The sequence below is a fragment of the Streptomyces sp. CA-251247 genome (assembly GCF_050952975.1).
Lineage (GTDB): Bacteria > Actinomycetota > Actinomycetes > Streptomycetales > Streptomycetaceae > Streptomyces > Streptomyces achmelvichensis.
The window spans coordinates 6,443,940-6,470,465 of record NZ_CP191861.1 but is presented as its reverse complement, the minus strand read 5'-3'; the positions used below and the strand labels follow the sequence as shown (position 1 = coordinate 6,470,465).

General features: G+C 70.8%; 28 protein-coding genes. 18 read left to right on the top strand and 10 right to left on the bottom strand.

Annotation, left to right across the window (positions count from 1 at the left end; translation table 11 throughout):
* The first annotated feature begins 24 nt into the window (after positions 1–24).
* Positions 25–531 (top strand): GNAT family N-acetyltransferase, encoded by a 507-nt coding sequence (locus ACQPWZ_RS28740; protein WP_340476183.1) that lies wholly within the window; start codon positions 25–27, stop codon positions 529–531.
* Between the two features lie 3 nt (positions 532–534).
* On the opposite strand, the gene ACQPWZ_RS28735 is transcribed toward ACQPWZ_RS28740, so the two are convergent.
* On the bottom strand, positions 535–2,142 hold the full coding sequence (locus ACQPWZ_RS28735) for an AMP-binding protein (protein ID WP_433572742.1): 1,608 nt from the start codon (positions 2,140–2,142) through the stop codon (positions 535–537).
* On the bottom strand, positions 2,139–3,815 hold the full coding sequence (locus ACQPWZ_RS28730) for an AMP-binding protein (RefSeq protein ID WP_433572741.1): 1,677 nt from the start codon (positions 3,813–3,815) through the stop codon (positions 2,139–2,141). Before ACQPWZ_RS28730 ends, ACQPWZ_RS28735 begins: the two co-directional genes overlap by 4 nt.
* Positions 3,816–3,914: 99 nt before the next feature.
* On the opposite strand from ACQPWZ_RS28730, the gene ACQPWZ_RS28725 reads away from it, so the two are divergent.
* The 6 genes from ACQPWZ_RS28725 (at position 3,915) to lysA (ending at position 9,108) form a co-directional block, all read left to right on the top strand.
* Positions 3,915–4,742 carry a response regulator transcription factor gene (locus ACQPWZ_RS28725; protein ID WP_340476180.1) on the top strand — a complete coding sequence of 276 codons (828 nt, stop codon included), beginning with the start codon at positions 3,915–3,917 and terminating at the stop codon, positions 4,740–4,742.
* 165 nt (positions 4,743–4,907) lie between these two features.
* Positions 4,908–5,663 carry an SDR family oxidoreductase gene (locus ACQPWZ_RS28720; RefSeq protein WP_340476179.1) on the top strand — a complete coding sequence of 252 codons (756 nt, stop codon included), beginning with the start codon at positions 4,908–4,910 and terminating at the stop codon, positions 5,661–5,663.
* An 80-nt stretch (positions 5,664–5,743) separates the two neighbouring features.
* Positions 5,744–6,388 carry a LysE family translocator gene (locus ACQPWZ_RS28715; RefSeq protein ID WP_356702440.1) on the top strand — a complete coding sequence of 215 codons (645 nt, stop codon included), beginning with the start codon at positions 5,744–5,746 and terminating at the stop codon, positions 6,386–6,388.
* Between the two features lie 142 nt (positions 6,389–6,530).
* Positions 6,531–7,061, top strand: coding sequence for a chloramphenicol phosphotransferase CPT (gene cpt / locus ACQPWZ_RS28710; protein WP_433572740.1), 531 nt, complete (start codon positions 6,531–6,533; stop codon positions 7,059–7,061).
* A 250-nt stretch (positions 7,062–7,311) separates the two neighbouring features.
* Positions 7,312–7,752 carry an SAV_915 family protein gene (locus ACQPWZ_RS28705; protein ID WP_383238067.1) on the top strand — a complete coding sequence of 147 codons (441 nt, stop codon included), beginning with the start codon at positions 7,312–7,314 and terminating at the stop codon, positions 7,750–7,752.
* 18 nt (positions 7,753–7,770) lie between these two features.
* Positions 7,771–9,108, top strand: coding sequence for a diaminopimelate decarboxylase (lysA, locus tag ACQPWZ_RS28700; protein ID WP_433572739.1), 1,338 nt, complete (start codon positions 7,771–7,773; stop codon positions 9,106–9,108).
* A 107-nt stretch (positions 9,109–9,215) separates the two neighbouring features.
* On the opposite strand, the gene ACQPWZ_RS28695 is transcribed toward lysA, so the two are convergent.
* The gene (locus ACQPWZ_RS28695) at positions 9,216–10,346 is read right to left on the bottom strand and encodes a winged helix DNA-binding domain-containing protein (protein ID WP_340476174.1); all 1,131 of its coding nucleotides are present in this window, start codon (positions 10,344–10,346) and stop codon (positions 9,216–9,218) included.
* A 207-nt stretch (positions 10,347–10,553) separates the two neighbouring features.
* On the opposite strand from ACQPWZ_RS28695, the gene ACQPWZ_RS28690 reads away from it, so the two are divergent.
* On the top strand, positions 10,554–11,693 hold the full coding sequence (locus ACQPWZ_RS28690) for a magnesium and cobalt transport protein CorA (protein ID WP_433572738.1): 1,140 nt from the start codon (positions 10,554–10,556) through the stop codon (positions 11,691–11,693).
* Between the two features lie 71 nt (positions 11,694–11,764).
* Here ACQPWZ_RS28690 and ACQPWZ_RS28685 read toward each other — a convergent pair whose 3' ends face one another.
* From ACQPWZ_RS28685 to ACQPWZ_RS28665, 5 genes are read right to left on the bottom strand one after another with little or no spacing between them, the layout of a single operon-like run.
* Positions 11,765–12,442 (bottom strand): potassium-transporting ATPase subunit C, encoded by a 678-nt coding sequence (locus tag ACQPWZ_RS28685; protein WP_340476172.1) that lies wholly within the window; start codon positions 12,440–12,442, stop codon positions 11,765–11,767.
* A 4-nt stretch (positions 12,443–12,446) separates the two neighbouring features.
* Positions 12,447–14,603 carry a potassium-transporting ATPase subunit KdpB gene (kdpB, locus tag ACQPWZ_RS28680; protein ID WP_433572737.1) on the bottom strand — a complete coding sequence of 719 codons (2,157 nt, stop codon included), beginning with the start codon at positions 14,601–14,603 and terminating at the stop codon, positions 12,447–12,449.
* Positions 14,600–16,264 carry a potassium-transporting ATPase subunit KdpA gene (gene kdpA, locus ACQPWZ_RS28675; RefSeq protein ID WP_356702427.1) on the bottom strand — a complete coding sequence of 555 codons (1,665 nt, stop codon included), beginning with the start codon at positions 16,262–16,264 and terminating at the stop codon, positions 14,600–14,602. The genes kdpB and kdpA overlap by 4 nt, the downstream gene beginning before the upstream one ends.
* Positions 16,265–16,272: 8 nt before the next feature.
* Positions 16,273–16,362, bottom strand: a complete 90-nt coding sequence (gene kdpF, locus ACQPWZ_RS28670; protein ID WP_063801986.1) for a K(+)-transporting ATPase subunit F — start codon at positions 16,360–16,362, stop codon at positions 16,273–16,275.
* Positions 16,359–16,541, bottom strand: a complete 183-nt coding sequence (locus ACQPWZ_RS28665; protein ID WP_433572736.1) for a hypothetical protein — start codon at positions 16,539–16,541, stop codon at positions 16,359–16,361. Before ACQPWZ_RS28665 ends, kdpF begins: the two co-directional genes overlap by 4 nt.
* Positions 16,542–16,818: 277 nt before the next feature.
* On the opposite strand from ACQPWZ_RS28665, the gene ACQPWZ_RS28660 reads away from it, so the two are divergent.
* Positions 16,819–17,610: a hypothetical protein gene (locus ACQPWZ_RS28660; RefSeq protein WP_340476165.1), complete on the top strand. Its 792-nt coding sequence runs from the start codon at positions 16,819–16,821 to the stop codon at positions 17,608–17,610.
* A 27-nt stretch (positions 17,611–17,637) separates the two neighbouring features.
* Here ACQPWZ_RS28660 and ACQPWZ_RS28655 read toward each other — a convergent pair whose 3' ends face one another.
* Complete coding sequence (locus tag ACQPWZ_RS28655) at positions 17,638–18,804, bottom strand: PP2C family protein-serine/threonine phosphatase (protein WP_356702421.1); 1,167 nt, start codon at positions 18,802–18,804, stop codon at positions 17,638–17,640.
* Between the two features lie 102 nt (positions 18,805–18,906).
* On the opposite strand from ACQPWZ_RS28655, the gene ACQPWZ_RS28650 reads away from it, so the two are divergent.
* A complete protein-coding gene (locus ACQPWZ_RS28650) occupies positions 18,907–19,404 on the top strand; it encodes a MarR family transcriptional regulator (protein WP_313943372.1) in 498 nt (165 codons plus the stop codon).
* 149 nt (positions 19,405–19,553) lie between these two features.
* Here ACQPWZ_RS28650 and ACQPWZ_RS28645 read toward each other — a convergent pair whose 3' ends face one another.
* The gene (locus ACQPWZ_RS28645) at positions 19,554–19,937 is read right to left on the bottom strand and encodes a MarR family winged helix-turn-helix transcriptional regulator (protein ID WP_433572735.1); all 384 of its coding nucleotides are present in this window, start codon (positions 19,935–19,937) and stop codon (positions 19,554–19,556) included.
* A 242-nt stretch (positions 19,938–20,179) separates the two neighbouring features.
* Between ACQPWZ_RS28645 and ACQPWZ_RS28640 the strand changes: the two genes are divergently transcribed.
* The 8 genes from ACQPWZ_RS28640 to ACQPWZ_RS28605 all read left to right on the top strand — a co-directional run bounded on the left by ACQPWZ_RS28640 (position 20,180) and on the right by ACQPWZ_RS28605 (position 26,525).
* Positions 20,180–21,058, top strand: coding sequence for an STAS domain-containing protein (locus ACQPWZ_RS28640; protein ID WP_383237416.1), 879 nt, complete (start codon positions 20,180–20,182; stop codon positions 21,056–21,058).
* Entirely contained in the window at positions 21,055–21,465 is a 411-nt protein-coding gene (locus ACQPWZ_RS28635) for an STAS domain-containing protein (protein WP_356702414.1), read from the top strand. Before ACQPWZ_RS28640 ends, ACQPWZ_RS28635 begins: the two co-directional genes overlap by 4 nt.
* Positions 21,443–21,922 (top strand): anti-sigma regulatory factor, encoded by a 480-nt coding sequence (locus tag ACQPWZ_RS28630; RefSeq protein ID WP_433573882.1) that lies wholly within the window; start codon positions 21,443–21,445, stop codon positions 21,920–21,922. The genes ACQPWZ_RS28635 and ACQPWZ_RS28630 overlap by 23 nt, the downstream gene beginning before the upstream one ends.
* A complete protein-coding gene (locus ACQPWZ_RS28625) occupies positions 21,919–22,926 on the top strand; it encodes a SpoIIE family protein phosphatase (RefSeq protein ID WP_340476157.1) in 1,008 nt (335 codons plus the stop codon). The genes ACQPWZ_RS28630 and ACQPWZ_RS28625 overlap by 4 nt, the downstream gene beginning before the upstream one ends.
* Positions 22,923–24,257, top strand: coding sequence for a PP2C family protein-serine/threonine phosphatase (locus ACQPWZ_RS28620; RefSeq protein WP_433572734.1), 1,335 nt, complete (start codon positions 22,923–22,925; stop codon positions 24,255–24,257). The genes ACQPWZ_RS28625 and ACQPWZ_RS28620 overlap by 4 nt, the downstream gene beginning before the upstream one ends.
* A 46-nt stretch (positions 24,258–24,303) precedes the next feature.
* Positions 24,304–24,750, top strand: a complete 447-nt coding sequence (locus tag ACQPWZ_RS28615) for an ATP-binding protein (RefSeq protein ID WP_340476153.1) — start codon at positions 24,304–24,306, stop codon at positions 24,748–24,750.
* 106 nt (positions 24,751–24,856) lie between these two features.
* Complete coding sequence (locus tag ACQPWZ_RS28610) at positions 24,857–25,228, top strand: STAS domain-containing protein (protein ID WP_340476152.1); 372 nt, start codon at positions 24,857–24,859, stop codon at positions 25,226–25,228.
* A 46-nt stretch (positions 25,229–25,274) separates the two neighbouring features.
* The gene (locus ACQPWZ_RS28605) at positions 25,275–26,525 is read left to right on the top strand and encodes an NAD(P)/FAD-dependent oxidoreductase (protein ID WP_433572733.1); all 1,251 of its coding nucleotides are present in this window, start codon (positions 25,275–25,277) and stop codon (positions 26,523–26,525) included.
* Position 26,526 lies beyond the last annotated feature (1 nt).

Sequence of the window (26,526 nt, the reverse complement as noted above, 5' to 3'; positions counted from 1 at the left end):
ACGACGCTCGGTCATACTGCCCCCATGGGCATCCGACCGGCAGCGGCCGCCGAACTCCCCCTGCTCCAGGACATCGAGAGGGCGGCCGGCGATCCGTTCCGCTCCCTCGGCATGGCGGCGATCGCCGACGACGAGCCTCCGGCGCTCGACCTGCTGGAGCACTGCCGTCGCGAGGGCCGCGCATGGGTGGCCGCCGACGACGAGGGCCACCCCCTCGCCTATCTGATCCACGACGAGGTGGACGGGACGGCCCATGTCGAGCAGGTCTCGGTCCACCCGGCCGCCGCCCACCGGCGGCTCGGGCGCGGCCTGATCGACCATCTCGGCGGACGGGCCGCCGGGAGCGGCCTGGACGCGCTCACGCTGACGACGTTCGCCGAGGTCCCGTGGAACGCCCCCTACTACGCGCGCCTGGGCTTCCGGGTCCTCGACGAGGCGGAGCTCACCGAGGGCCTGCGGCGGATCAGGCGCGCGGAGAAGGAGTGCGGCCTCGACCGCTGGCCGCGGGTGTGCATGCGCCGGGAGCTGTGAGCCTCAGCCCCGGGTGTACCGCTCACGCAGTTCGATCTTCCGCACCTTGCCGCTGACGGTCATCGGGAAGGTGTCGACGATCTCCAGCCGGCGCGGGACCTTGTAGTGCGCGAGGCGCTCGCGGCAGAACGCGGCGATGTCCTCCAGGGCGGGCGGATCGGCCGGGTCGCGGGGGACGACGCAGGCCAGGATCTCCTCGCCGTACTTCTCGTCCGGGACGCCGACGACCTGCACGTCCGCGATCTGGGGGTGACTGTAGAGGAACTCCTCGATCTCACGCGGATAGACGTTCTCACCGCCCCTGATGATCATGTCCTTGATCCGGCCGACGATCTGGAGACAGCCGTCCTCACGCATCGTCGCCAGGTCGCCCGTGTGCATCCAGCGTCCGGCGTCGACCGCCTCGGCGGTCTTCTCCGGCTCGTCCCAGTAGCCGAGCATCACGCTGTAGCCGCGGGTGCAGAGCTCGCCGGCCTCGCCGCGCGGCACCGTCACCCCGGTTGCCGGGTCGATCACCTTGACCTCGACATGGGGCAGCACCCGGCCCACGGTGCTGGTGCGGCGCTCCAGGTCGTCGTCGCGGCGGGTCTGGGTGGAGACCGGGGAGGTCTCCGTCATGCCGTAGCAGATCGACACCTCGGCCATGTTCATCTCGGAGACGACCCGCTTCATCACCTCCACCGGGCACGGCGAGCCCGCCATGATGCCGGTGCGCAGCGAGGTGAGGTCGTAGGAGGCGAAGCCGGGGAGGTTCAGTTCGGCGATGAACATCGTCGGCACCCCGTACAGCGAGGTGCAGCGCTCGTCCTCGACCGCGCGCAGGGTCGCCTCCGGGTCGAAGGAGGGCGCCGGGACGACCATGCACGCGGCGTGCGAGGTGGCCGCAAGATTTCCCATGACCATGCCGAAACAGTGGTAGAAGGGCACCGGGATGCAGACCCGGTCCTGTTCGCTGTAGCCGATCATCTCCCCCACGAAATACCCGTTGTTGAGGATGTTGTGGTGCGACAGCGTCGCGCCCTTGGGGAAGCCGGTGGTACCCGAGGTGTACTGGATGTTGACCGCGTCGTCGCAGGACAACTCGGACTCACGGGCCGCCAGTTGCGCGTCCGTGACGGCCGGGGCCGCGTCGGTGAGCGCGTCCCAGGAGCTGTCGTCGATGTAGTGGACGGAGCGCAGGCCGGGGCAGTTCGCCCGTACCTGCTCGACGAGCGCCCGGTAGTCGCTGCTCTTGTGGCGCTGGGAGGCGCACAGCACCGAGACACCCGCCTGCCGGAGGACGAACTCCAGCTCGTGCGCCCGGTACGCCGGGTTGATGTTCACCATGATCGCGCCGATGCGGGCGGTGGCGTACTGCACGAGCACCCACTCCGCGCAGTTCACCGCCCAGATCCCGACCCGGTCGCCCTTGGCGACACCGATGCCCATGAACCCGCGGGCCAGCCGGTCCACCGCCGCGCCGAACTCGGCGTACGTCCAGCGGCGGCCGGAGGGCACGTCGACGAGTGCCTCGCGGCCCGGGTGCGCGGCGACCGCCCGGTCGAGGTTCTCCCCGATGGTGTCGCCGAGCAGCGCCGTGCTGCCCGTGCCGTGGGCGTAGGAGAGGCTCATCGCAGGTCTCCCTCGGTGTACTCGGCGGACGAACCCTCGGCCGTGCGCTCACGCAGCTCGATCCGGCGGATCTTGCCGGAGACCGTCTTCGGCAGCTCGGCGAATTCGAGGCGGCGGATGCGCTTGTACGGGGCGAGCACCGCACGCGCGTGCTCGAAGATCACTTTCGCCGTGTCCGGTCCCGGTTCCCAGCCCTCGGCCAGCACCACGTACGCCTTCGGGACCGCGAGCCGCAGCGGGTCCGGGGCGGGCACGACAGCTGCCTCGGCCACCGCCTCGTGCTCCAGCAGCGCGCTCTCCAGCTCGAACGGCGAGATCTTGTAGTCGGACGCCTTGAAGACGTCGTCGGAGCGGCCGATGTAGGTGATGTATCCGTCCCCGTCACGCGCGCCGATGTCGCCGGTGCGGTAGAAGCCGCCGGCCATCGACTCGTCCGTACGCTCCTGGTCACCGTGGTAGCCGGTCATCAGGCCGACGGGCCGGGCCGACAGGTCGAGCGCGATCTCGCCCTCCTCCGCGCCGGGTTCGCCGGTGACCGGGTCGAGCAGTTCGACGCGGTAGCCGGGACAGGGCCGGCCCATGGAACCGGCCTTCAGCAGCTGGCCGGGGCTGTTGGCGACCTGCACGGCCGTCTCCGTCTGTCCGAAGCCGTCCCGGATGGTCACGCCCCACTCGCGCCGTACCGTCTCGATGACCTCGGGGTTCAGCGGCTCCCCCGCCGCGACGACCTCCCGCGGCCGGGTCCGCAACTGGCCGAGGTTCGCCTGGATCAGCATGCGCCACACGGTGGGCGGCGCGCAGAAGCTGGTCACACCGGCCCGGTCCATCTCCGCCATCAGACGGCCCGCGTCGAAGCGCGTGTAGTTGTGGATGAAGACGGTCGCCTCGGCGTTCCAGGGGGCGAAGAGATTGGACCAGGCGTGCTTGGCCCAGCCGGGCGAGGAGATGTTCAGATGCACGTCGCCGGGCTTCAGCCCGATCCAGTACATCGTGGTGAGATGCCCGATCGGATACGACACATGGGTGTGCTCGACGAGCTTGGGCCGGGCGGTCGTGCCGGAGGTGAAGTACAGCATCAGCGGGTCGTCGCAGCGGGTGATCCCTTCGGGTGCGAAGCCGGGATCGGCGTCGTACGCCTCGGCGTACGGGAGCCAGCCCTCCGTCTCCTCGCCGACGGCGATCCGGGTGTAGTCGCCGGGCACCTCGGCGAACTTGGCCGTGTCCTCGGACCGTACGAGCACGTGCGAGGCCCGGCCCCGCTCGATGCGGTCGCGCAGATCGACCGGACCGAGCAGCGGGGTGGCGGGGATGACGACGGCCCGCAGCTTCATCGCGGCGAGGGCGGTCTCCCACAGCTCGTGCTGGTTGCCGAGCATGACGACGATGCGGTCGCCGGCTCCGACGCCCTGGGCGCGCAGCCAGTTCGCGGCCCGGTCCGAGCGCTCGGACATCTCGGCGAACGAGATCCGGGTCTCGGTGCCGTCCTCGTCGACGATGTGCAGCGCCGTGGCGTCGTTGCCCTCCGCGATCACGTCGAACCAGTCGAGGGCCCAGTTGAACCGCTCGGGGCGCGGCCAGACGAAGCCCTGGTAGGCCGTCGTGTAGTCGTCCCGGTACCGCAGCAGGAAGTCCCGTGCCGCCCGGAACTCCTCCGTCGCGCCGCTTGCCGCCATGTGTCCTCCTCGTTGCCACACCACTGCGTAGCATCGTGTAATCAGTGACCCAGGTCTCACTACCCCCTTTCGGGGGTGACCCGCCGAGGGAGATGAGCAGTGTCCGAGCCTGCCGACGCGGTCGAGATGCGAGCGGCGCTGCTGCGGCTGCGCCGGACGAGCGGGCTGCCCATCGCGTTCGGCGGTCTGCTGCACGACAGCCGCCAGCTGCGGATAGCCGAACTGAGCGGGGCACAGACCGGGGCGCTGCGCGGGCTCGCGATCTGTGCGGGCAACGGTCTCGGCGGAAAGTCCATGGCGCTGTCCCGGCCGTGCGCGGTGACCGACTACCGCGAGGCGCGCCACATCAGTCATGAGTACGACGCGGCGGTCTCCACCGAGGGGCTGCGCTCGGTGCTCGCGGTACCGGTCGTCGTCCGCCGCAAGGTGCGGGGCGTGCTGTACGGCGCCCTGCGCCGGCCGGTGCCGCTGGGCGACCGGACCTTCGACGCCGCCGTGGCCGCGGCCCGTGACGTGGAACAGACCCTGGTCGTACGGGACGAGGTGCGGGAACTGCTGGCCGTGGCACGGGAGCCGGCCGCCGGCAACGGGGCGTGGGAGGAGGTGCGCGAGGCGCACGGCCAGTTGCGTGCGCTCGCGCCGCGAGTCGTCGACCCGTCGCTGCGCGCATCGCTGCTGGAGGTCTGCGGCAGGCTGGCCGCTGCCACGGGCGGCCGGTCTGCGGACCCCGCGATCGCCCTGGCACCCCGCGAGCTGGATGTGCTGGCGTGTGTGGCGACGGGCGCGACGAACGCGGGCGCGGCGGAGCGGCTGGGTCTGAAACAGGAGACGGTGAAGGGATATCTGCGGGCCGCGATGCGGAAGCTGGGTGCGCACACCCGGACAGAGGCGGTGGTGGCGGCACGCCGCGCGGGACTGCTGCCGTGAGGTGATCCGCCGGGGCCTCGGGAATCTTGGGGACCCGCGGACAGGATCCGTGGGGGCTCGGGCCTCGCGGGTACGAGCCTTGGAGGCACGATCTGTGGGGGACACGATCTGTGGGGGCGCGAGCCTCGCGGGTACGAACCCTGCGGGCACGACCGAGGAGTGGCGATGAGCGGGCTGTTCTCACTGGAAGGACGTACGGCGCTGGTGACGGGCGCACGTTCCGGCATCGGCCGGGCGATCGCCCTCGGGCTGGCGGAGGCGGGAGCCGATCTGGTGCTCGTCGGCCGTGGCGGGCCGCTGGAAGAGACCGAGAAGGCGGTGCGCGCCCTCGGACGGGACGCCGAGACGCTGGTGCTCGATCTGGCCGTGCCGAGCGCGATCCCGTCCACGGTGCGGGAGTTGCTGGCCCGGCGGCCCGTCGACATCCTGGTCAACAACGCGGGCGCCATCCACCGCTCACCGGCCGAACACACTGCCTACGAGGAGTGGCGCGGTGTCCTCGCGGTCAATCTCGACGCCGTGTTCCTGCTCTGCCGGGAGATCGGCACGGCGATGGCGGCGCGCGGCAGCGGGAAGATCGTCAACGTGGCGTCGCTGCTGTCGTTCCAGGGCGGTGTCGGGGTGCCTTCGTACGCCGCGAGCAAGCATGCGGTCGCCGGGCTGACCAAGGCGCTGGCCACCGAGTGGGGCCCGCGCGGAGTGCAGGTCAACGCGGTCGCGCCGGGCTACATCGCCACCGGTTTCACCAGGTCGCTGCGTGAGGACGGCGAGCGGAACACCGAGATCCTCGGCCGCATCCCGGCCGGCCGGTGGGGCAGCCCCGAGGACCTCGCGGGCAGCGTGGTCTTCCTCTCCTCGTCGGCGGCGGACTACGTGAATGGGCATGTGCTCGTCGTGGACGGCGGCTGGATGGCACGGTGAGCCGCCGCGGGCCGGTGAACAGCACACGGGCGGATCCCGGCCCTGGAGGAGCCGCCCCGACGTCGGGTTGAATGACGCCCATGGTGTCGACCGAACGCTTCCTGGCCTTTGCCGCGATGTCCCTCCTCGTGATCGTGATTCCCGGCCCGAGCGTGCTGTTCGTGATCGGGAGGGCGCTCGCCCATGGCCGCCGTACCGCGGTGGCCACGGCTCTGGGCAATGTCGTCGGCTCCTACGCGCTCGTGGTGTTCGTCGCCCTGGGCGTCGGCTCGCTCGTCGAACGCTCCGTCCTCGTGTTCATGGCGGTGAAGCTCGCCGGCGCGGCCTATCTCATTCACCTCGGCATCCAGGCGTTCCGGCACCGCAAGGACATGTTGGTCTCCGACATGTCGGCACCCGCCGGCCCCGCCCGCAGCGATGTGCGGACCGTCGTGGACGGCATCCTCGTCGGCGTCACCAACCCCAAGGGCATCGTCTTCTTCGCCGCGGTGCTGCCGCAGTTCGTGGACCACTCGGCGGGCAGTCTGCCCGCGCAGATGCTGCTGCTGGGGCTGGTCCCGATCTGCATCGGCCTGGTCACCGACACGCTGTGGGGTCTGGGCGCCGCCGCGGCCCGCGGCTGGTTCGCCCGCTCCGAGCGGCGGCTGTCGATGGTGGGCGGCGCGGGCGGGTTCGCGATGATCGGCCTGGGTGTGACGGTCGCGGCGACGGGCCGCGCGGACTGACGGGGACGGTGCCCGGGGGCGGCGCGGACCGACCGGAAGGCGCCCGTTCCCGCCGTCGCACGGCCTGCCCGTCGTCCCCTGCCGTCGCACTGCTGCCCTTAATCCCCTTGGGCCGTCGCGTCGCCGCCCCTACTGTGGCGCGATGACTCGGTTGATCGTTCTCAACGGTGGTTCCAGCTCGGGGAAGACGGGGATCGCCCGGTGCCTTCAGGCGGTCCTGCCGGATCCCTGGCTGGTCCTCGGGGTCGACACGCTGGTCGACGCGATGCCCGCGTCCCTGCGGACGTCCGGCGCGGGGATCGACTTCGCCCCGGACGGCGGGGTGCACGTCGGGGACGCGTTCCGCGCGGTGGAAGCGGCGTGGATCGAGGGGGTCGTCGCCATGGTGCGGGCGGGCGCCCGGGTCGTCGTCGACGAGGTGTTCCTCGGCGGAGCGGCGTCGCAGCAACGGTGGCAGCGGGCCGCGGGCGAGCTGCCGGTGCTGTGGGTCGGTGTCCGGTGCGAGAGCGCGGTCGCGGCGGGCCGTGAGGTGGCGCGGGGCGACCGGATCGCCGGGATGGCCGCGGCGCAGGCGGACCTGGTCCACGCGGGCGTCCGCTACGACCTGGAGGTGGACACGACGCACACCGAGTCCATGGAGTGCGCGCGGGCCATTGCCGCCCGGGTCGGGTGAGGGCCATCGCCCATCGCCTCGGGTGAGAGCCATCGCCGCTCGGGGTGGTAATGGTCGCGTGAGGTCCGGCAGTGGCTGTCCGCATCCCGCAGCGTGACACCGGGTGATCGCCTCCGGGCACGCCGCCAAAGGCGCGTCAAAGAGCGGCTCCGCACGATCAGCAGCGCGTCAGGGAACCGCCGTTCCGTGTCCGGGCGGGCATAGCTTCGAGTGGTCAGGAAAGCGCTCGACTCCCCCAGCGGAGGACATGATGAACACCCTCACCCGTGAGGACGCGGACACCGCCGACCCCGACGAACGCCGCCCGGCAGGGCCGCTCTACGTGCCGGTTCGGCTCGGCTCTGCCGGAGGACACCAGCTGCGTTTCGTGCGCAACCCGCTCGGCGTCCGCACCGCGGTCGGCTTCACCAGCAAGGAACGGCTCCTCGCCGTCCTCGGCGACGGGCAGCAGTGGATCCGCCTCGCGGAGCCCGCGCTGCGGGCACTCGCCGAACCGCTGGGCGTGACGCTCGTGACGGTCGACCCCCAGCTCTCCGCACGGCCGCCCCGGCGGGCGCCCGCTCCCCCCGCTGTCCAGCCCTGCCCGCGCCGCGGCGGCTGGGACCCCGACGCGGTCGGAGTGCTCCGGGTGACCGGGGCGACCGCGTTCGTGTGGACCGCGGTCACCGCCGTCCACGCTTTCCTCGACTGAACCACTGGAGGTGTACGGATGACTGCCATCCCCGCAGTACCGGTGTCGATACCCGAACTCGCCGCACCCTCGGTGTGGCCCGTGTCCGCCGTCTCCGCGCCCGGGGGCGACGTGGCGGTCGGCGGAGTCCCGCTCACCGAGATCGCCGAACGGTACGGCACCCCGGCCTACGTCCTCGACGAGGACGAGGTCCGCTCCCGGGCCCGTGCGTGGCTGCGCGCCCTGCCCGACGCCGAAGTGGTGTACGCGGCGAAGGCGTTCGTGTGCCGGGCCGTCGTCGACTGGATGGAACAGGAGGGCCTCGGCCTGGACGTCTGTTCCGCGGGCGAGTTGGAGCTGGCCGCGGTCCGCGGCTTCCCCGCCGAGCGGATCGTGCTGCACGGCAACGCCAAGTCGCCCGAGGACCTGCGCACCGCGCTGCGGCTCGGCGTCGGCCGGATCGTGATCGACTCGGACTGCGAGATAGCCCGGCTCGCCGCTCAGGTGACGGGGCCCGGGGCGCAGCAGGTGATGGTGCGCGTGCTGCCCGGCATCGAGGCCGGCGCCCACGCGAAGATCCGTACGGGCGCGGAGGGGCAGAAGTTCGGCCTGTCCATCGCCGACGGCGACGCCGAGGACGCGATCGCCCGTATCCTCGGGCAGCCGCGGCTCGAACTGACCGGTCTGCACAGCCATCTGGGCTCGCAGATCTCCTCCCCGGAGCCGTACGCGCAGAATGTTCGGCGGGTGGTCGCCTTCATGGCCCGCATCCGCGAGCGTCATGGGATCACCCTGCCCGAGCTCGACCTCGGCGGCGGCTTCGCCGTGGCGTATCTGCCGGGAGACCCGGCGCCCCTTCCGGCGGCGTACGGCCGTCGTATCAACGACGAACTGGTCCGCAGCTGCGCGGAGTTCGACTATCCACTGCCCCGGCTCACGGTGGAGCCGGGCCGCTCGATCATGGCTCCCGCGGGCATCGCCCTCTACCGGGTGCTGGCGGTCAAGCGGACCGGCGGGCAGGTGTTCGTGGCCGTCGACGGCGGAATGAGCGACAACCCGAGACCGGCGCTGTACGGGGCGCGGTACACCGTCCGCCTGGTGGGGCGCGCTTCGGCCGCCCCGATGCGCGCGACGACGGTGGTCGGCCGGCACTGCGAGGCGGGCGACGTGCTCGCGGAGGCGGTGGAACTGCCGGAGGACGTACGGCCCGGGGACGTCCTGGCCGTGCCGGCGTCGGGCGCGTACCAGGTGTCGATGGCGTCCGGCTACAACATGACGGGGCGGCCGCCGGTGGTGGCCGTGTCGGGTGGCCGGTCGCGACTGCTGGTCCGCAGGGAGACGTTCGACGACCATCGCAGCCGGGACGTCGGCCTCTGATCAGGACGTACCGATCGGGCAGTCGGCTCTGATCAGGAGGTACCGACCAGGACATCGGGCTGACCAGGACGCCGGGTGACCGGGACTCCCCTCCCGGCGCCCGGCCGTCAGCCGAGAACGTCCCCGAAGCGGATGTCGTGCGCGGTGGCCGTGGACAGGGTGGAGAGCATCGACTCCCCCTCCGCGGCCACCGTGTCGCGCTGCGCGCGGGTGAGCTTCCCGAAGGCCTGGATCGTCAGGCTCACCGTGTCCTTCTCCTCCACCGACCGCCAGATCCCGGCGAGGAAGCCGTCCACGAGCAGCGTGGAGTACGCCTGGTTGCCGCGCCAGGTCAGGCTCTTGTGGTCGTCGGCCACCACGCGGCTGCGGTCGGCGTGCGAGAGCAGCAGATTGTCGAACTCGGGCAGGAAGCGCGGCGGGGCGGGCGTGTCCTCGTCGGGCCGGGGCGCGTCCGGGAGGTCGAACAGCTCCACGCCCTTCTCGTCCTGGAAGACGGCGAGGCCGGGCCGCAGCCGCTCGAAGACCTGCCGCATCCGGGTCAGCCCGCACCACGTCTGCATGTCCTTGACCGACGCGGGCCCGAAGGCGGCCAGATACCGCCGTACGACCTCGTCGGCGGACGCCGCGGGCGACGGCTCCCGGCCGAACCACCGCTCGGCCGTGGTCAGCACGATCTGGCCGCTGCGGCCCCACTCGCCGCGCGGCGTGATCTGCACCAGGGGCAGTACGCAGCGGGCGGCGACCGACAGGGAGAGGGGATCGGCGTCCGGCCACTGCTTCAGCAGTTCCTCGCGCAGTTGCTTGAGAGTCCGCGGCTCGTCCTCGACCACCTCGCGGGCGACGGTACGGAGCCGGTCGGGATCGACCCCGTCCAGCCCGCCGCGGGACTGGAACATCCTCAGCTCCCGGTCGGGGCCGCCCGCCTGCGCGAACGGCCGCAGGCTGAGGCAGTCGTCCGCGGAGTGCGTGTGGATGGTGGAGCGCAGGGTCACCAGGCGCGCGACCTCGCGGGACGCCATCAGCGCGGAGAGCTCCTCGGGGCGGAAGCCGTCGAGCCTCGCGGCGAGGGCGTAGTACGGCGGTTTCACGTTCTGCGCCTGGAGGCCGACGAGGTGCTCGACGGCGCCCTTGACGGACATCTCCGAACGGGGAGCGCGGCGCAGCAGGAGCTGACGTTCGAGGGTGGCGCGGTTGAGGGCGCGCCTGCCGAGTACGGGATGCGTCGTCTTCGTGGCCATGGACCACACGCTACTCAGACTTGCGGACACCTTCCGTCCTCAAGGGCGTGCGGTGATCGGGTGGTGCCGAGCCGCAGGCACTCCCCCGGCGGCGCCACGGACGCCTCTCGGTCGTACCTGCTGATGCGACGTGGATATCCTGCACCGAGGCCGTGGCGGCGCCTTTCTCCCTGCGCGCCGCCGACCGACGTGGGAGGTGAGACGCCGATGCCGTTGACGCCGAAGCGACCCCAGTGGCGCCGCCGGCCCCAGTCCCCGGGCGGCTCTTCACCGGAGAACGCGGCGGGCACCGAGTCCCCCGGCGCCGGACCGGTGCACAAGGACCAGGGCAGCGTCGTCCAGGCGTCGCTGTACCGCGAGGGCCGTCGTGTCTCGACCCCCGACTCGCTCGCCGAGACCTACCGCGAGCTGCACGAGTACCCCGACGGCATGGCCTGGATCGGACTGCACCGCCCGTCCGAGGCCGAACTCCTGTCGCTGGCCGCCGAGTTCGACCTGCACGAACTGGCCGTCGAGGACGCGATGGAGGCCCATCAGCGCCCCAAGCTGGAGCGCTACGGCGACACGCTCTTCGTGGTCCTGCGCGCCGCGCGCTATCTCGACGCCCAGGAGGAGGTCGACTTCGGCGAGCTGCATGTGTTCGTGGGAAAGGACTTCCTCATCACGGTCCGCCACGGCGCGGCCCCGGACCTCTCCGCGGTACGCCGCCGCATGGAGGAGAACCCCGAACTCCTGGCGCTGGGACCGGAAGCGGTGCTGTACGCCATCCTGGACAGCGTGGTCGACGGGTACGCCCCGGTCGTCACGGGTGTCCAGAACGACATCGACGAGATCGAGACCGAGGTCTTCGGCGGAGACCCGGCGGTCTCCCGCCGCATCTACGAACTGTCCCGGGAAATGGTCGAGTTCCAGCGCGCCACCCGTCCGCTGGTCGGGATGCTGCACGGTCTGATGGCCGGCTTCGCGAAGTACGGCACGGACGAGGAACTCCAGCGCTATCTGCGGGACGTCGCCGACCACGTGACCCACACCAGCGAGCGCGTCGACGGCTTCCGCCAGGCGCTCTCGGACATCCTCACGGTGAACGCGACGCTGGTCACGCAGCAGCAGAACGCGGAGATGCGGGCACTGGCGGAGGCGGGCTTCGAGCAGAACGAGGAGATCAAGAAGATCTCCAGCTGGGCCGCCATCCTCTTCGCGCCGACCCTGGTCGGCACGATCTACGGCATGAACTTCGAGAACATGCCGGAGCTGGGCTGGGGGTTCGGCTATCCGTTCGCGATCGGGCTGATGGCAGTGGTGTGCGTGAGCCTGTACTTCATCTTCAAACGGCGGGACTGGCTCTGACCCGGGCCTCCCCATCGTTCTGCGGCCCGCACCCTCCTGTCGGGGTGCGGGCCGCAGACGTTGTCCGGCGATCAGCGTCCGCCGGTGAGCTCCTTGAGTGCGATGTTGAGTTCGAGGACGTTGACCGTGGGCTCGCCGATGAAGCCGAGGGTCCGGCCGTCGGTGTGGTCCTTGACCAGCTTTTCGACCTTGTCGACGTCGAGGTTGTTCTTCTCGGCCACCCGGTGGACCTGGAGTTCCGCGTACTGCGGCGAGATGGCCGGGTCCAGGCCGGAGCCGGAGGAGGTGACGGCGTCGGCCGGCACCTCGGAGGGCTTGACCTTGTGGGTGGCGGTGGAGTTGTCCTTGACGACCGCGGCCTTGGCGTCCTTGACCCACTGGATCAGCTCGGGGTTGTCGCCGGAGCGGTTGGTCGCTCCGGAGAGGATCAGCGAGTACTGGGTGTTGACGCTGTTGCTGCCCAGGCCGTTGGACGGGCGCGGCTGGAACCACTTCAGGTCCGGGACCGCGGCCTCCTCCGGGTCGTTCGGGTTCTTCGGCGGCAGGTTGTACGTCTGCCCGATCAGTTCGGAGCCGACGACCTTGCCGTTCGAGGACACCTCGGAACCGTTGGCCTTGTTGTTGAACAGGGCCTGGGCGACCCCGGTGATGGCGAGCGGGTAGATCACGCCGCAGATGACGGTCAGGACGAGGAGGGCGCGCAGCCCTGCCCCGATCAGCCGTGCCGTACTGCCGACAGAGTTGTTCATGACGTCACCCGATGCCAGGGATGAGGGAGATGAGCAGGTCGATGAGTTTGATGCCGATGAACGGGGCGATGAGGCCGCCGAGTCCGTAGATCCCGAGGTTGCGGCGGAGCATCTTGTCGGCGCTGGTCGGACGGTACTGGACGCCCTTGAGGGCGAGCGGCACGAGCGCGACGATGATCAGCGCGTTGAAGATGACCGCGGACAGGATCGCGGACTCGGGTGAGGAGAGGCCCATGATGTTGAGCTTGTCGAGGCCCGGATAGACCACCGCGAACATCGCGGGGATGATCGCGAAGTACTTCGCGACGTCGTTGGCGATCGAGAAGGTCGTCAGAGCGCCTCGGGTGATGAGGAGCTGCTTGCCGATCTCGACGATCTCGATCAGCTTCGTCGGGTTGGAGTCCAGGTCCACCATGTTCCCGGCCTCCTTGGCGGCCGAGGTACCGGTGTTCATGGCCACGCCGACGTCCGCTTGGGCCAGCGCGGGGGCGTCGTTGGTGCCGTCGCCGGTCATCGCGACCAGCTTGCCGCCGGCCTGCTCCCGCTTGATGAGCGCCATCTTGTCCTCGGGCGTGGCCTCGGCGAGGAAGTCGTCGACACCCGCCTCCTCGGCGATCGCCCGGGCGGTGAGCGGGTTGTCACCCGTGATCATGACGGTCTTGATGCCCATGCGGCGCAGTTCGTCGAACCGCTCGCGCATGCCCTCCTTGACGACGTCCTTGAGGTGGATGCCACCGAGGATCCGGGCGCCCTGGTCGTCCTCGACGGCGACCAGCAGCGGGGTGCCGCCGGCCTGCGAGATCGTGCCTGCGAGGGTGTCGGCGTCGTCCGAGACATCGCCGCCGCGCTCGGTGACCCAGGAGATGACCGAACCCGCCGCGCCCTTGCGGACCTTGCGTCCGGACCCGTTCTCGACGAGGTCGACGCCCGACATCCGGGTCTGGGCGGTGAACGCGATCCACTCGGCGTGCGCCAGTTCGCCCTGGTGACGCTCCCGCAGGGCGTACTTCTCCTTCGCCAGGACGACGATGGAGCGGCCCTCGGGGGTCTCGTCGGCGAGCGAGGAGAGCTGGGCGGCGTCCGCCAGATCGGCCTCGGCGACCCCCTTGACCGGGACGAACTCGGCGGCCTGGCGGTTGCCGAGGGTGATGGTGCCGGTCTTGTCGAGCAGCAGCGTGGAGACGTCACCCGCGGCCTCGACCGCGCGGCCGGACATCGCCAGCACATTGCGCTGGACCAGCCGGTCCATGCCCGCGATGCCGATGGCCGAGAGCAGGGCGCCGATCGTGGTCGGGATCAGACAGACCAGCAGTGCGGTCAGCACGATCATGGTCTGTTCGGCGCCCGCGTACTTCGCGAACGGCTGGAGGGTGACGACCGCGAGCAGGAAGACGATGGTCAGCGAGGCGAGCAGGATGTTCAGCGCGATCTCGTTGGGCGTCTTCTGACGGGCGGCGCCCTCGACGAGCGCGATCATCCGGTCGATGAACGTCTCACCGGGCTTCGCCGTGATCTTGACGACGATCCGGTCGGACAGCACCTTCGTGCCGCCGGTGACCGCGCTGCGGTCGCCGCCGGACTCACGGATGACCGGGGCCGACTCGCCGGTGATGGCGGACTCGTCGACCGATGCCACGCCCTCGACGACGTCACCGTCGCCGGGGATGATGTCGCCGGCCTCGCAGACGACGAGGTCGCCGATGCGCAGGTCGGTGCCGGGCACCCGCTCCTCCGCCCTGCCGTCCTTGGTCAGACGGCGGGCGACGGTGTCGGTCTTGGCCTTGCGCAGGGTGTCGGCCTGCGCCTTGCCGCGGCCCTCGGCCACGGCCTCCGCCAGGTTGGCGAAGATCGTGGTCAGCCAGAGCCAGGCGGCGATCGCCCAGCCGAACCAGTCCGTCGGGTCGGTGATCGCGAAGATCGTCGTCAGCACGGAGCCGACCAGGACGACGAACATCACGGGGGACTTGATCATCACCCGCGGGTCGAGCTTCCTGAGGGCGTCCGGCAGGGACGTGATCAGCTGCTTCGGGTCGAAGAGACCCCCGCCGACGCGGGCCGCGTCGGGCTTGTGACCGGTGGGCGCATCGCTGTGAGGCGCCCGGGTCGGTGTGGCAGTGGACATGGAGCCGGGCTCCTCGTGCTTCTTCGTTGCGGGGGTCATGACGCCAGTCCTTCGGCGAGGGGGCCCAGCGCCAGGGCCGGGAAGTAGGTCAGACCCGCGATGATCAGGATGGTGCCGACCAGCAGGCCCGCGTAGAGGGGCTTGTCGGTCCGCAGGGTGCCCGCGGTCGCCGGCACCGGTTTCTGCTCGGCGAGCGAGCCCGCCAGAGCCAGCACGAACACGATCGGCAGGAAGCGGCCCAGGAGCATCGCGAGACCGAGTGTGGTGTTGAACCACTGCGTGTCCGCGTTCAGACCCGCGAAGGCCGAGCCGTTGTTGTTGGCCGCCGACGTGTACGCGTAGAGGATCTCGGAGAAGCCGTGCGCACCCGAGTTGGTCAGCGAGTTCACCGGGGTCGGCAGGACCATCGCCGCGGCGGTGAAGCACAGCACCAGCGCCGGGGTGATGAGGATGTAGCAGGCCGCGAGCTTGATCTCGCGGGTGCCGATCTTCTTGCCGAGGTACTCGGGGGTACGGCCGACCATCAGGCCCGCGATGAACACCGCGATGATCGCCATGATCAGAATGCCGTAGAGACCGGAACCCGTACCACCGGGGGCGATCTCGCCCAGCTGCATCCCCAGCATGGTGATACCGCCGCCGAAGCCGGTGAACGAGGAGTGGAAGGAGTTGACCGCGCCGGTCGAGGTGAGCGTCGTGGCCACCGCGAAGATCGACGAACCACCGACTCCGAAACGGGTCTCCTTGCCCTCCATCGCACCGCCGGCGATGTCGAACGCCGGGCCGCCGTGGTGGAACTCGGTCCACATCATCAGCGCGGTGAACCCGATCCAGATCGCCACCATCGTCGCCAGGATCGCGTAGCCCTGCTTGACCGAGCCGACCATCTGGCCGAAGGTGCGCGTCAGGGCGAACGGGATCAGCAGGATCAGGAAGATCTCCAGCAGGTTGGACAGGCCGTTCGGGTTCTCGAAGGGGTGGGCCGAGTTGGCGTTGAAATACCCGCCACCGTTCGTGCCCAGCTCCTTGATGGCCTCCTGCGAGGCCACCGCGCCGCCGTTCCACTCCTGCGTGCCGCCCATGAACTGGCCGACCTCGTGAATCCCGGCGAAGTTCTGGATCGCGCCGCACGCGACCAGGAGGATCGCACCGATCACGGCGATGGGCAGCAGGATGCGGACGGTGCCGCGGACCAGGTCGGCCCAGAAGTTGCCGAGTTCACCGGTGCGGGCACGGGCGAAGCCCCGCACGAGAGCCACCGCGACGGCGATGCCGACGGCGGCGGAGACAAAGTTCTGCACCGCCAGGCCACCGGTCTGGACGACGTGGCCCATGGCCTGCTCGCCGTAGTACGACTGCCAGTTGGTGTTCGCGACGAAGGACGCGGCGGTGTTGAACGCCTGGTCCGGGTCGATCGAGGCGAAGCCGAGCGAGCCGGGCAGGCCGCCCTGGAGCCGCTGGAGCAGATAGAGGAACAGGACGCCGACCGCGGAGAAGGCGAGCACACCGCGCAGATAGGCGGGCCAGCGCATCTCGGCGGACGGGTTGGCACCGATGGCCTTGTAGATCCACTTCTCGACCCGCAGATGCTTGGTCGAGGAGTAGACCCGGGCCATGTAGTCGCCCAGCGGGCGGTACGCCAGCGCCAGCGCGACGATCAGCGCGAGCATCTGGAGCACGGCGGCGAGGATGGGACTCATGACGGGGCTCAGAACCTCTCCGGGTACACAAGGGCGAGGACGAGGTAGCCCAGCAGGGCGACGGCCACGATCAGGCCGACGATGTTCTCTGCAGTCACAGCTTCGCCACCCCCTTGGCAATGAACGCCACCAGCGCGAAGACCGCGATCGTGATGACGACGAAGGCCACGTCGGCCATCGTGAGCTCCTCAAAGAGAGGCGGAAAATTTTCGGACCTCTTGAGGAAACCTCGTCTCCTGGCGGACATGCCCGTCGTTGACGGGTCCCTTACGGCCATGGGCGCTCCCTTGACGGCACTCTGACGTCCACGTCTCCGACCTGTGCGAATGCCGTCCGTCGCTCCTCCGTTCGGGGGTCCTCGGCCTCGCTGCAAGGGCGGTTTTCCGCCACCGGACCGACGTCCGGGCGACACGGCCGGGCACCCGTGGACAAGGCCGCCGCCCGCCCGGCACCCGCCCCACGTCCCCTGACTCCGTCGCTCGGGGAAAGGGACGGCACGGCCCCGCGGCATTCCACGATTCCGGCCGACCATGGGTCACACTGACGGTCAGTCAATGCCCGACCGGAAGGCTCTGGACGTGCTGGTCAGAAATCGCACTCGCGCATTTCTTCTCGCTTTCTCCTGCGCCGGACTTCTGCTCACGGGATGCTCGGCGGGGCCGGGCACCGGCGGCGCTCCCGACCCGGCGAACGCCCCACGCGCCACCGCGTCGCCGCGCGGACAGGCAGGGGCGCAGGTCAAGAAGGCGGACGCGGGTGTGATCCGGGGGCTGGGCCCCATCACCAGCTCCCGCGTCCCCGCCGACACACGGCAGGCACTGGTCGTCACCGGCGCCGGCGTTGATTCCTCCATCGCCTCGGCGGTCCTGTACCAGCGCGAGGCGGGCCGGCCGTGGGCCCCGGTGGCGGGCCCCTGGCCCGCGCACAACGCACTGCGCGGGTGGACGGACGACCACGTCGTGGACGACCTGCGCTCGCCCGTCGGCGTCTTCTCCCTGGGTGACGCCGGCGGACGGCTCCCGAATCCCGGTACGAAACTCCCCTACGACCAGGACGAGCAATTCACGGAATCCGGTATCGGCTTTCTGGGTGAATCGCTGGAAGGCTCTTTCAACTACGTCGTCGCCATTGATTACAACCGTATTCCCGGAACGTCACCGCTGGACCGGAACCGGCCCGAGGGCGAGGAAAAGGGCGGCGGTATCTGGATCCACGTGGATCACGGCGGACCCACGCGCGCGTGCGTTTCGCTGGAGCAGCCCCATATGGAGGATCTGCTGCTCCGGCTCGACCCGGCCAGGAACCCGGTCATCGTCATGGGCGATGTGGCCTCACTGGTGCGCTGACTGACCCGGCGGACGGCCGCCCGCTCGTCACGGGCGGCCGTGCCAGTCGAGGCACACCACCATCGCGTCGTCGTCCGCCTCGCCCACCCCGCGGTGCCCGGAGAGCTCCTTCAAAACGGCGCCGGGCACCTGGGAGGGCGGCAGCAGACGGGTGGAGGTGATGGCCCGGGCCAGGGCCTTCTCGCCGTAGCGTTCGCCAAGCGGTGAGAGGACGTCGTAGACGCCGTCGCTGGCGAACAGCAGGCGGTCACCCGGCTGCACCTGGAAGCGCTGGGCCGTGTAGATCGTCTCCTCGAACATGCCGAGCGGCAGCTGGGGTTCGAGTTCGACGGGCTCGATCCTGCCCTGCCGCATGCGCCACATCTTGGGGGATCCGGCGTCGACGATCTCCACGTCTCCGGTGGCGAGGTCGAAGCGCAGCAGGAGCGCCGCGACATGGACGATGCCGTGGTAGTGCCCGTAGACCGCCTGATCGGCCAGGAACGCCTGGTCCACGAGCGAGAGTCCCGCGCGGCGGGCGTTGCGCAGTCCGTTGATGGCGAGGTTGGTGAGCAGGGCGGCCTCGATGCCCTCGCCCATGCCGTTGGTGAGCGTGAGGGTGAACTGGTCCGCATCGCCCGACCAGTCGAAGTTGTCACCGTGCATGGAGTACGCGGGCTCCAGCTGGGCGCCGATCTCGTACTCGGGGCGGGTGCGGGAGCGGCCGGGCAGGAGCTGCCACTGCATCTCGGCGGCGAGCGTGAGCCTGCTGGCGCGGCTCGCCTCGAGGAAGCGGTCGGTGTCCCGCCCGGCCACGATGATCTCGTGGCCGAGAATCTCCGCGATGTCCGTCAGTTCCCGCTCGACATCGGGTGTGAACCGGTCGGCGGCGAGCTTGACGGTGAGGACCCCGAGACGGTCACCGCGGACGCTGACCGGCAGGTGGGCGGTGCGCTCCCCGGACCTCTCGTCCTTCTCCACATGGGGCTGCTGGGCCCCGAAGGCGCGGCCCGGTCCGTTGGCGTGGGCCGGGACCGAGCGGTCGGCGCCGGAGGGGACGTTCACGGGCTGCAGTATGGTCATCGCGTAGTCGGCGAGGAGCAGATCGACGGAGACGGCCGCGTAGTGGGCGGCGAGCGCGCCCTGCACTGCCTCGAGGAGTGCGTGAGGCGCAGCCCCGCGCAGTGCACGTTCCACGGCCGTGAATCTGTCCACCGTTCGATTACCACCTGTTCGGGAAGAATGAGCAAAAGGACCGGATGGCCTCTTATGTCTCAGCGACTGACAAGGCCGTTGCGAAGTGTCACAGTTGGGGTCATGCATTCCGAGACTTCTTCGAACGACGATCGGGCTGCCGCCGTCCACGCAGCCCGTGAGGTCATCGAACTTCTCGAAGTGCTCTGGCACCAAGGCCGCGACGCGACGTCCACGGCCCCCGTCTCGTCCTCGCAACTGCGCGTGCTGTACATCCTCGACCGCGACCAGCCCATCAACCTGCGCACGCTCGGCGAGGTCCTCGGGTCGGCACCCTCGTCGGTGAGCCGGATGTGCGATCGACTCGAAGCCTTGGGCTTCATCCAGCGATCTCCCAGCTCAGCCAGCCGCCGCGAGCTGGAGCTGCGCCTGTCGGGCCGGGGTGAGAGCTACCTCCGGGATCTGCGGATCCGGCGCGAAGGCGCACTGCTCGAGGTCATCTCCAGCATGACACCCGCGGAGCGTACGGCGCTCGTGGACGGCCTCGGCGGCTTTCGCTTCGCCTTCGAGGGCGCGCCCTCGAAGGACGGACGGGCGGGCACCGCGGCGGAGTCCGCCTGACCGGGACGTCAGAGAGCGGGATCCCTGCACGGTTCACCTGCCTTGTTCCGGAGCGTAGGGACGGCGCGGACGCTGATCCGCACGAGGTCAGATTGTTTCCTTTGGTGGACAGTTGTCAAACGACAACCGTTGACCCTGCGCCACTGTCATCAGCCGCCACTGGACGACAGCGCCCGGATGAGGTGGGTGCGCGCGATGTCGCACGCGGCCGCGAAGGCCTCCACCTCGGACCCCGACGCGGGCAGCGCCACCCCGATCAGATCCGCCGTGCGCGCGTGATGGCTGCGCACCTCCTCCGCGCCCGCCGGGCTGAGCTCGACCAGCGTCTTGCGCCGGTCCCTCGGATCGACGTGTCGCGCGAGCAGCCCCGCACTCTCCAGCCGGGCGCACAGCCGGCTCGTGGAGGGCGCGGTGGTACCCAGGGCACGCCGCAGCTCGCCGGGGCAGTCGGCCCCGGCCTGCACGGCCAGCAGAGCCCGCAGCCACAGGTGGGGAGGGGGCGCGGTGAGGCCGGCGTGCTCGGACAGGGCCATCAGAGCCGCTACCACTGTCTCGGTGCCCGCCGGAGCCTCGCCTTCCACTTTGGCTGCATCTCTGCCTTCCCGGGGTATCAGCGCTTCACTGTCGCTCATCACACGTTCGGGTCGAGGTTCGGTGTCGCACTGCGCCTGCCCGGCATCGCGAGCGGCATGCGCGGGGCTGTCGGGGCCACCTTGGGCCCCTACGACCCCTCCGCTAACATTTTCCGCGCGACAACCATGACGAGGTGGACCGAATGAACGCCAGTGAGCCTGAGGCCCGGCTCGACATCTGCGCAGTCCTGCGCGAGCAGGGCGAGAAGGTGGCCGACCGGTGGGTGCAGCTTCAGCTGGAGCAGACAGCGCTCGGAACCGGAATCACCGAAGCCGAACTCCGCGAGGAGGCCGACGCCCTGGTCGACGCGCTGCGGGCCGGGCTGGAGAGCGACCAGCCGGTCGAGCAACTGGTCGAGGCCCACCAGGGCCTGCACCAGGCGATCACCGAGCTGTCCCTGCTGCGGGCCCGGCGCGGAGCCTCGCCCGCCGTGATCGCGTCGGCCGTGCGGGCGCTGAAGGAAGCACTGCTGGAAGCCGTGCAGGACCTCTCGCGCGACAGCGCGTCCCTGTATGCCACCGCCCGGCTGACCGACCGCCTGCTGGACGCCGCGGCCGCGGTGTCCTTCGCCACGTTCGTGGAGGGGCGCGAGGAGATCATCCGGCGGCAGAGCCGCCAGCTGCTGGAGGTGTCCACGCCGGTCGTGCGGCTGTGGGACAAGGTGCTCGCGGTCCCGCTGATCGGCACGCTGGACACCGCCCGCACCCAGGTGGTGATGGAGAACCTGCTGGAGGCCATCCAGCAGTACGAGGCGCAGGTCGCGATCATCGACATCACCGGGGTGCCGACGGTGGACACCGCGGTGGCCCATCACCTGATGCAGACGGTCAACGCCGTACGGCTCATGGGCGCGGACTGTGTCATCAGCGGCATCCGCCCGCCCATCGCCCAGACCATCTCCCAGCTCGGCATCGACCTGTCCGCCATCCTCACCCGTGCCACCCTCGCCGACGCCCTGGCCGCCGCCATCCCTCTCACCGAGGCGTCCGGGCAGGCGACCGGTACCGCGGCTCTCCGGTGAGCGGCGGCGGTACCGCGGGCGTACCGGTTCTGCGCCTGGGAGACGTCCTGATCACCGGGCTGCTCAACGAGCTCGACGACAAGGCGGCCATCGACTTCACCGACGAACTCACCGAGCGGATCGTCGCCGACCGGGCCGCCGGCGTGCTGATCGACATCTCCCGGCTGGAGATCATCGACTCGTTCGTCGCGCGCACCCTGATGGAACTGACCACCACCGCAAGCCTGCTCGGGGCCCGCGTCGTGGTCGCCGGAATGCGGCCCGCCGTCGCCATCACGCTGGTGGAGCTCGGTCTTCAGCTCGACGGCGTCGAGACCGCGCTCAACGCCGAACAGGGCCTCGCCGCCCTGGGCTGGCGCCGGGTTCCCCAACTCCAGAAGGGGACTGCCGGTGCTTCCACACGGTGATGTCAACGCCGGGCCGGCCGCATCGCCGGGGCGTTCCACCGGTACGGAGAAGGACGGCGACGAGACGTACGAGATCCGGACCGCGGAGGACCTGCTCGTCGTCCGCCACGCGGTGCGTGCGGCCACCCAGCGTGCGGGTTTCGGCCTGGTGGACCAGACGCGCATCGTCACCGCCGCCAGCGAACTCGCCCGTAACGCCTACGTCCACGGCGGTGGCGGCACCCTCGCGATCGAGCACGTCCGACGCACCGGGCAGTGCGGTCTGCGCCTGTCCGTCACGGACCAGGGACCGGGTATCGCCGATGTCGACCGGGCTCTCACCGACGGGTACACGACGGGCGCGGGGCTCGGGCACGGCCTGGGCGGCGCGCGGCGCCTGATGGACGAGTTCCAGGTGGACACCGCCCCCGGGCAGGGCACGGTCGTCGTCGCGCTGCGATGGAACGCGCGGACGTGACGCCTGCCGTACCCCGGCCGACCGTGCAGATCCCCGTCGACCACCACAGTGCCGTGCAGGTCGCGGCGGACCGGGCGCGCTCTCTCGCACGGGAGTGCGGCCTGCCCGGGGCGCTGCCGGACCACGCGGCCGTCCTGGCCAGCGAACTCGCCACCAACATCGACAAGCACGCCCGTGACGGCGCGATCTACCTCCAGCCGTCCCCCCGCGGGGACGGGCTGGACGTCGTCGCGGTGGACCGGGGACCCGGTATCGCGGACATCCCGCTGAGCTTCACCGACGGCTACACCACGACCCGCACGCTGGGCGCCGGCCTGGGCACGGTGCTGCGTACCGCCACCGACTTCACGCTGCGTTCGGAACCCGGGCACGGCACCCTCGCCCACGCGTGGCTCGCAAAGACGCCTGGACAACAACACCCCGTCGCCGTGGGCGGGTTGTGCCTGCCGGCGACCGGGGAAGAGGTGAGCGGGGACGGCTACGCCGTCGCCCGGCACGACGGTCACTGGACCGGACTCGTGCTCGACGGACTCGGGCACGGCCCCGAGGCGGCCACGGCCACCCGGCGCGCGGTGCGGACGTTCCGGGCGCACCCCGACCTGCCACCGGCCGAACTCCTCACGGCCCTCCACAAGGCGCTGCGGCACAGCCGGGGCGCCGCGGCCACCGTCGTCCGGGTGCATCCGGGGTACGTCGAACACTGTGGGATCGGCAACATCCGGGTGGTGATGTGCTCCCGCGAAGGCATTGCCCAGCAGTTCACCGGGCAGCCGGGGATAGTGGGATACAACATGCCGACACCACGCACCGTGCAGCTCGAACCCGCTGCCGCGGTGCTCGTGCACACCGACGGGATCGACCACCGCTGGACGCGTGACGTCCCGCCGGCACAACTGCGCCTGCCGCCCACGCTGCTGGCGGCATCCCTGATGCACTCCCACCGCCGGCACCGGGACGATGCCACGGCCCTCGTCCTCGGCGGTCTCCCCCAGGGGCAGTCATGATCCGCGACACGTTCCGTACGGTGCACGCACTGCGCCGTACGGCCCGCAGGATCGCCGTCACCCACCGCCTCAGCGCCGAGCAGCGGGCCCGGCTGGTGATGTCGCTCAGTCAGGTCGCCGCCCCGCCCCTGAACAGCGGGCGTCTGGTCACGCTCACCGCCGCGCAGGAGTCCGGCCGCGGCGGCGACCAGGTGGTCGTCACCCTGCGGTTCACCCACCCGGGAGCCCCGTGCGGCACCGACCCCGAGACCCTGCCGCTGCCGGGGAGGGCCACCTCCGACGGCACGCTGGTCTGGCGTCTGAGCGCCCCTCCCACGGCGCAGCAACCACCCGGCGGGGAGCAGCCGGGCCGGATCGTGCTGCCGTCGCCGGGCGAGCGGTCGCACAACGGCCGGGCACACTCCGCCACCGCCGTCGCCGGCGCGGAGGCCGATCTGGCGCTGGTCGAGGAGGAGTTGCAGGCCACCCTCGCCCGCGCGGACGCCCTCGCGGTCGAGCACCGCCGTCTGGAGGAGGAGCTGGCGGAGACCAACAGTGGTGTCCTCGCCCTCTACGTGCAGCTGGAGGAGCGGGACGAACAACTGCGTGCGGCCCACGGACACACCCTGCGCGCCCTGGAGGACGCGCTGCGCCCGCGCCCGCTGCGTACGGACGGCGTCGAACTGGCCGTGCACTACGCCCCCGCCAGCGATGACGCACCCACCGGCGGAGACCTCTACGACTGGTTCACCCTGCCGGACGGCACCGTGCACATCACCATCGTCGACGCGCTCGGCCACGGCGTCACCAGCACCCGGACCGCTCTGACCGTCACCCACGCGGTGCGCACGCTGGCGCTGGAGGGGCACTCACTCGGCAGCATCGTGGCGCGTACGGACGAGATCCTCGCGCCGTTCGACCAGAACGTGATGGCGACCCTGCTGCTGGCCCGCCTCGACCCCGCGTCCGGCGAACTCGCGCTGGCCAACGGCAGCCATCCGCCCGCGCTGCTGGTGCGCGCCGACGGGACCGCGTCCTACCTGGAGGTCCGGGGCCGCGGCGTCGGCTACCCCCAGCCGGGCAGCGAGCGGGTCCTCACGACCGAGCTGGAGCCGGACGACCTGGTCGTCCTCTACACCGACGGGCTCACCGAGTGCCGGCGCGATCCCTACGAGGGCGAAGCGGCCCTGATGACCTCCGCCCTCCGCCACCGCGCCCGGCCCACCGACCGCATCCCCGGCGCCATCGCCGCGGACATACTGGTCGACGTGCTGCACAGCGACGACACCCTCGCCATCGCCGCCCGCTTCACCTCCGCAGGAGCCGGGAGTGACGACGGAGAACCGGGGTAGACGAGCAGGGCCGCAGAGCGCGGAACACACAGGGCGCAGGAGCAGCATGGAACAGATCCGACTGACCGGCAGGGACGCGGTGCTGTCGTCCGGTACGACGCCGTGGGCGAGCGTCTGTTACGACGGTGCGCCGGAGAGCATCGCCGCCGCGCGGTTGTTCACCAAGGAGTTCCTGACGCGTGTGCAGGCCGAGTTCGGCCTTCCCGTGTCGGCGCACGCGATCGGGACGGCCCAGCTGGTCGTCAGCGAGCTGGTGACCAATGCCTGCAAGTACGCTCCCGGTCCCTGCCTCATGGACCTGGAAGTGACCGGTGATCTCCTGGAGATCACCGTGTGGGACACCAGCACCGTCCTGCCGGTCGCCCGGGCGGCCGAGCCGGGAAGGGTCGGCCAGCACGGACTGGAGATCGTCCTCGCCCTGTGCGAGGGCTTCGACGTCAGGCGCGATCCGGTCGGAAAGCGGATCAAGGTCCGCACGGCCCTCGGCCTGTAGACCGCCTCCGGTCCGCAGCACGGGCGCCTGGCCTGTTCTGTCACTGCCGCGCACTCCTGCTCCGCCGGCCGCGGGGGTGCTCCCGATCCCCGAGGGACGAACCACCATGGATCATCAGTCCACCCAGTCCTCCGCCGCCGATGCGCCGGACCTGCCGAGAGTGACCCTGCTGTCGGACGCGGCCGATCCGGTCCGTGTCATCTCCGCGGCCGGGGCGTTCGACCTCGGCTCGCTCCAGCAGCTTCAGGACGTCCTCGCCGAGCCGGCCGGGGATGCGGCCGTACGGACCGTGCTCGACCTCTCGCGTGTGACGTTCGGCGACTCCAGCCTGCTCAACCTCCTGCTGAGCACCCACTCCGAGCAGAATCTGGTGCTGGCCGGCCCGCTCAGCCCTCCGGTGCACAGGCTCTTCGAGGTGACCGGCACGGACACGATCTTCGCCATCGCCCCCGACCTGGACGCCGCTCGCTCCGCCTGACGGGATCCCCGGCCCTCGGGTGCACCGACGGACAGTGGGAGAGCGCATGCAGCGGCCGATCGACGTACTGGTGATCGGGGCGGGCCTGGCAGGCCTGGCCTGTGCTCACGACCTCGGCATGGCCGGGCTCGCCGTCCAGGTCCTGGAGGCCTCGGACGGTGTCGGTGGCCGGATGCGCACCGACCGCCGTGACGGCTTTCTGCTCGACCGCGGGTTCCAGGTCTTCAACACCTCCTATCCGCAGGTCAAGAAGCGGCTGACGCTGCGGGACCTGCGACTGCACCCCTTCACGCCCGGCTTCCTGCTGCACCGGGGCGGCGAGCTGCTGCGGGTCGTGGACCCCACCCGGCGGCCGCGGGCGGTGGCCGACCTCCGGCCGGGACGTCTCGCTCCGGCCCGGGACATGGCAGCCCTCGGCGTGCTGACGGCACGGGACATGCTGGCGCCCGCGGCCCTTGTGAAGCGGGGGCCGGACCGGACCACGTGGACCGCTCTCGCCGAGGCCGGGGTCGGTGACGAAACGATCGACACCGTGCTGAGGCCGTTCCTCTCCGGGGTGTTCCTGGAGGACGAACTGGAGACGTCCGCCCGCTTCTTCCATCTGGTGTGGCGCAGCATGACGCGCGGCAGTCTGTGTCTGCCCGAGGAGGGCATCGGGGCCGTGCCGGCGCAGCTCGCCGACCGGCTGCCGCCCGGCACGGTGAGTCTCGGGACGCCGGTCACGGCCGTCACGGACAGCGGGGTCCTGCTCGACGACGGAAGTGAGCGGTCCGCACCTGCCGTCGTCGTGGCCACCGGTCCGCGGGCGGCGTCGCGTCTGCTGCCCGGGCTGGAGGTACCGGGGACGCGGACGGTCACGACGTACTACCACGCCGCCTCCACCCCGCCGCTGGCCGAGCCGACCCTGGTCACCGACAGCACGCACCGGTTCCTCAACACCTGTGTGCTCAGCGAGGTCTCCCGGTCGTACGCGCCCGAGGGCCGGTCGCTGATCTCCACCTCGGTGCTCGGCGGTGACGAGCCAGGACGCGAACGGGCCCTGCTCGCCGACCTCGCGGACGTCTACGTCACCGGCACCGGCTCCTGGGAGCGGGTGGCCACCTGCACCATCGAGGACGCGCTGCCGGCGATGCCGCCGCCGTGGCCGCTGAGCCGCTCCTCGCGCTTCGGTCCCGGGCGCTACCTGTGCGGCGACCACCGTGCCACCGGCTCGGTGCAGGGTGCTCTGGCCTCCGGGTCGCGGGCGGCCCGTGAGATCCTGGCCGACCGGTGCGCCGGGCCGCGGGGGCGCGGGTAGT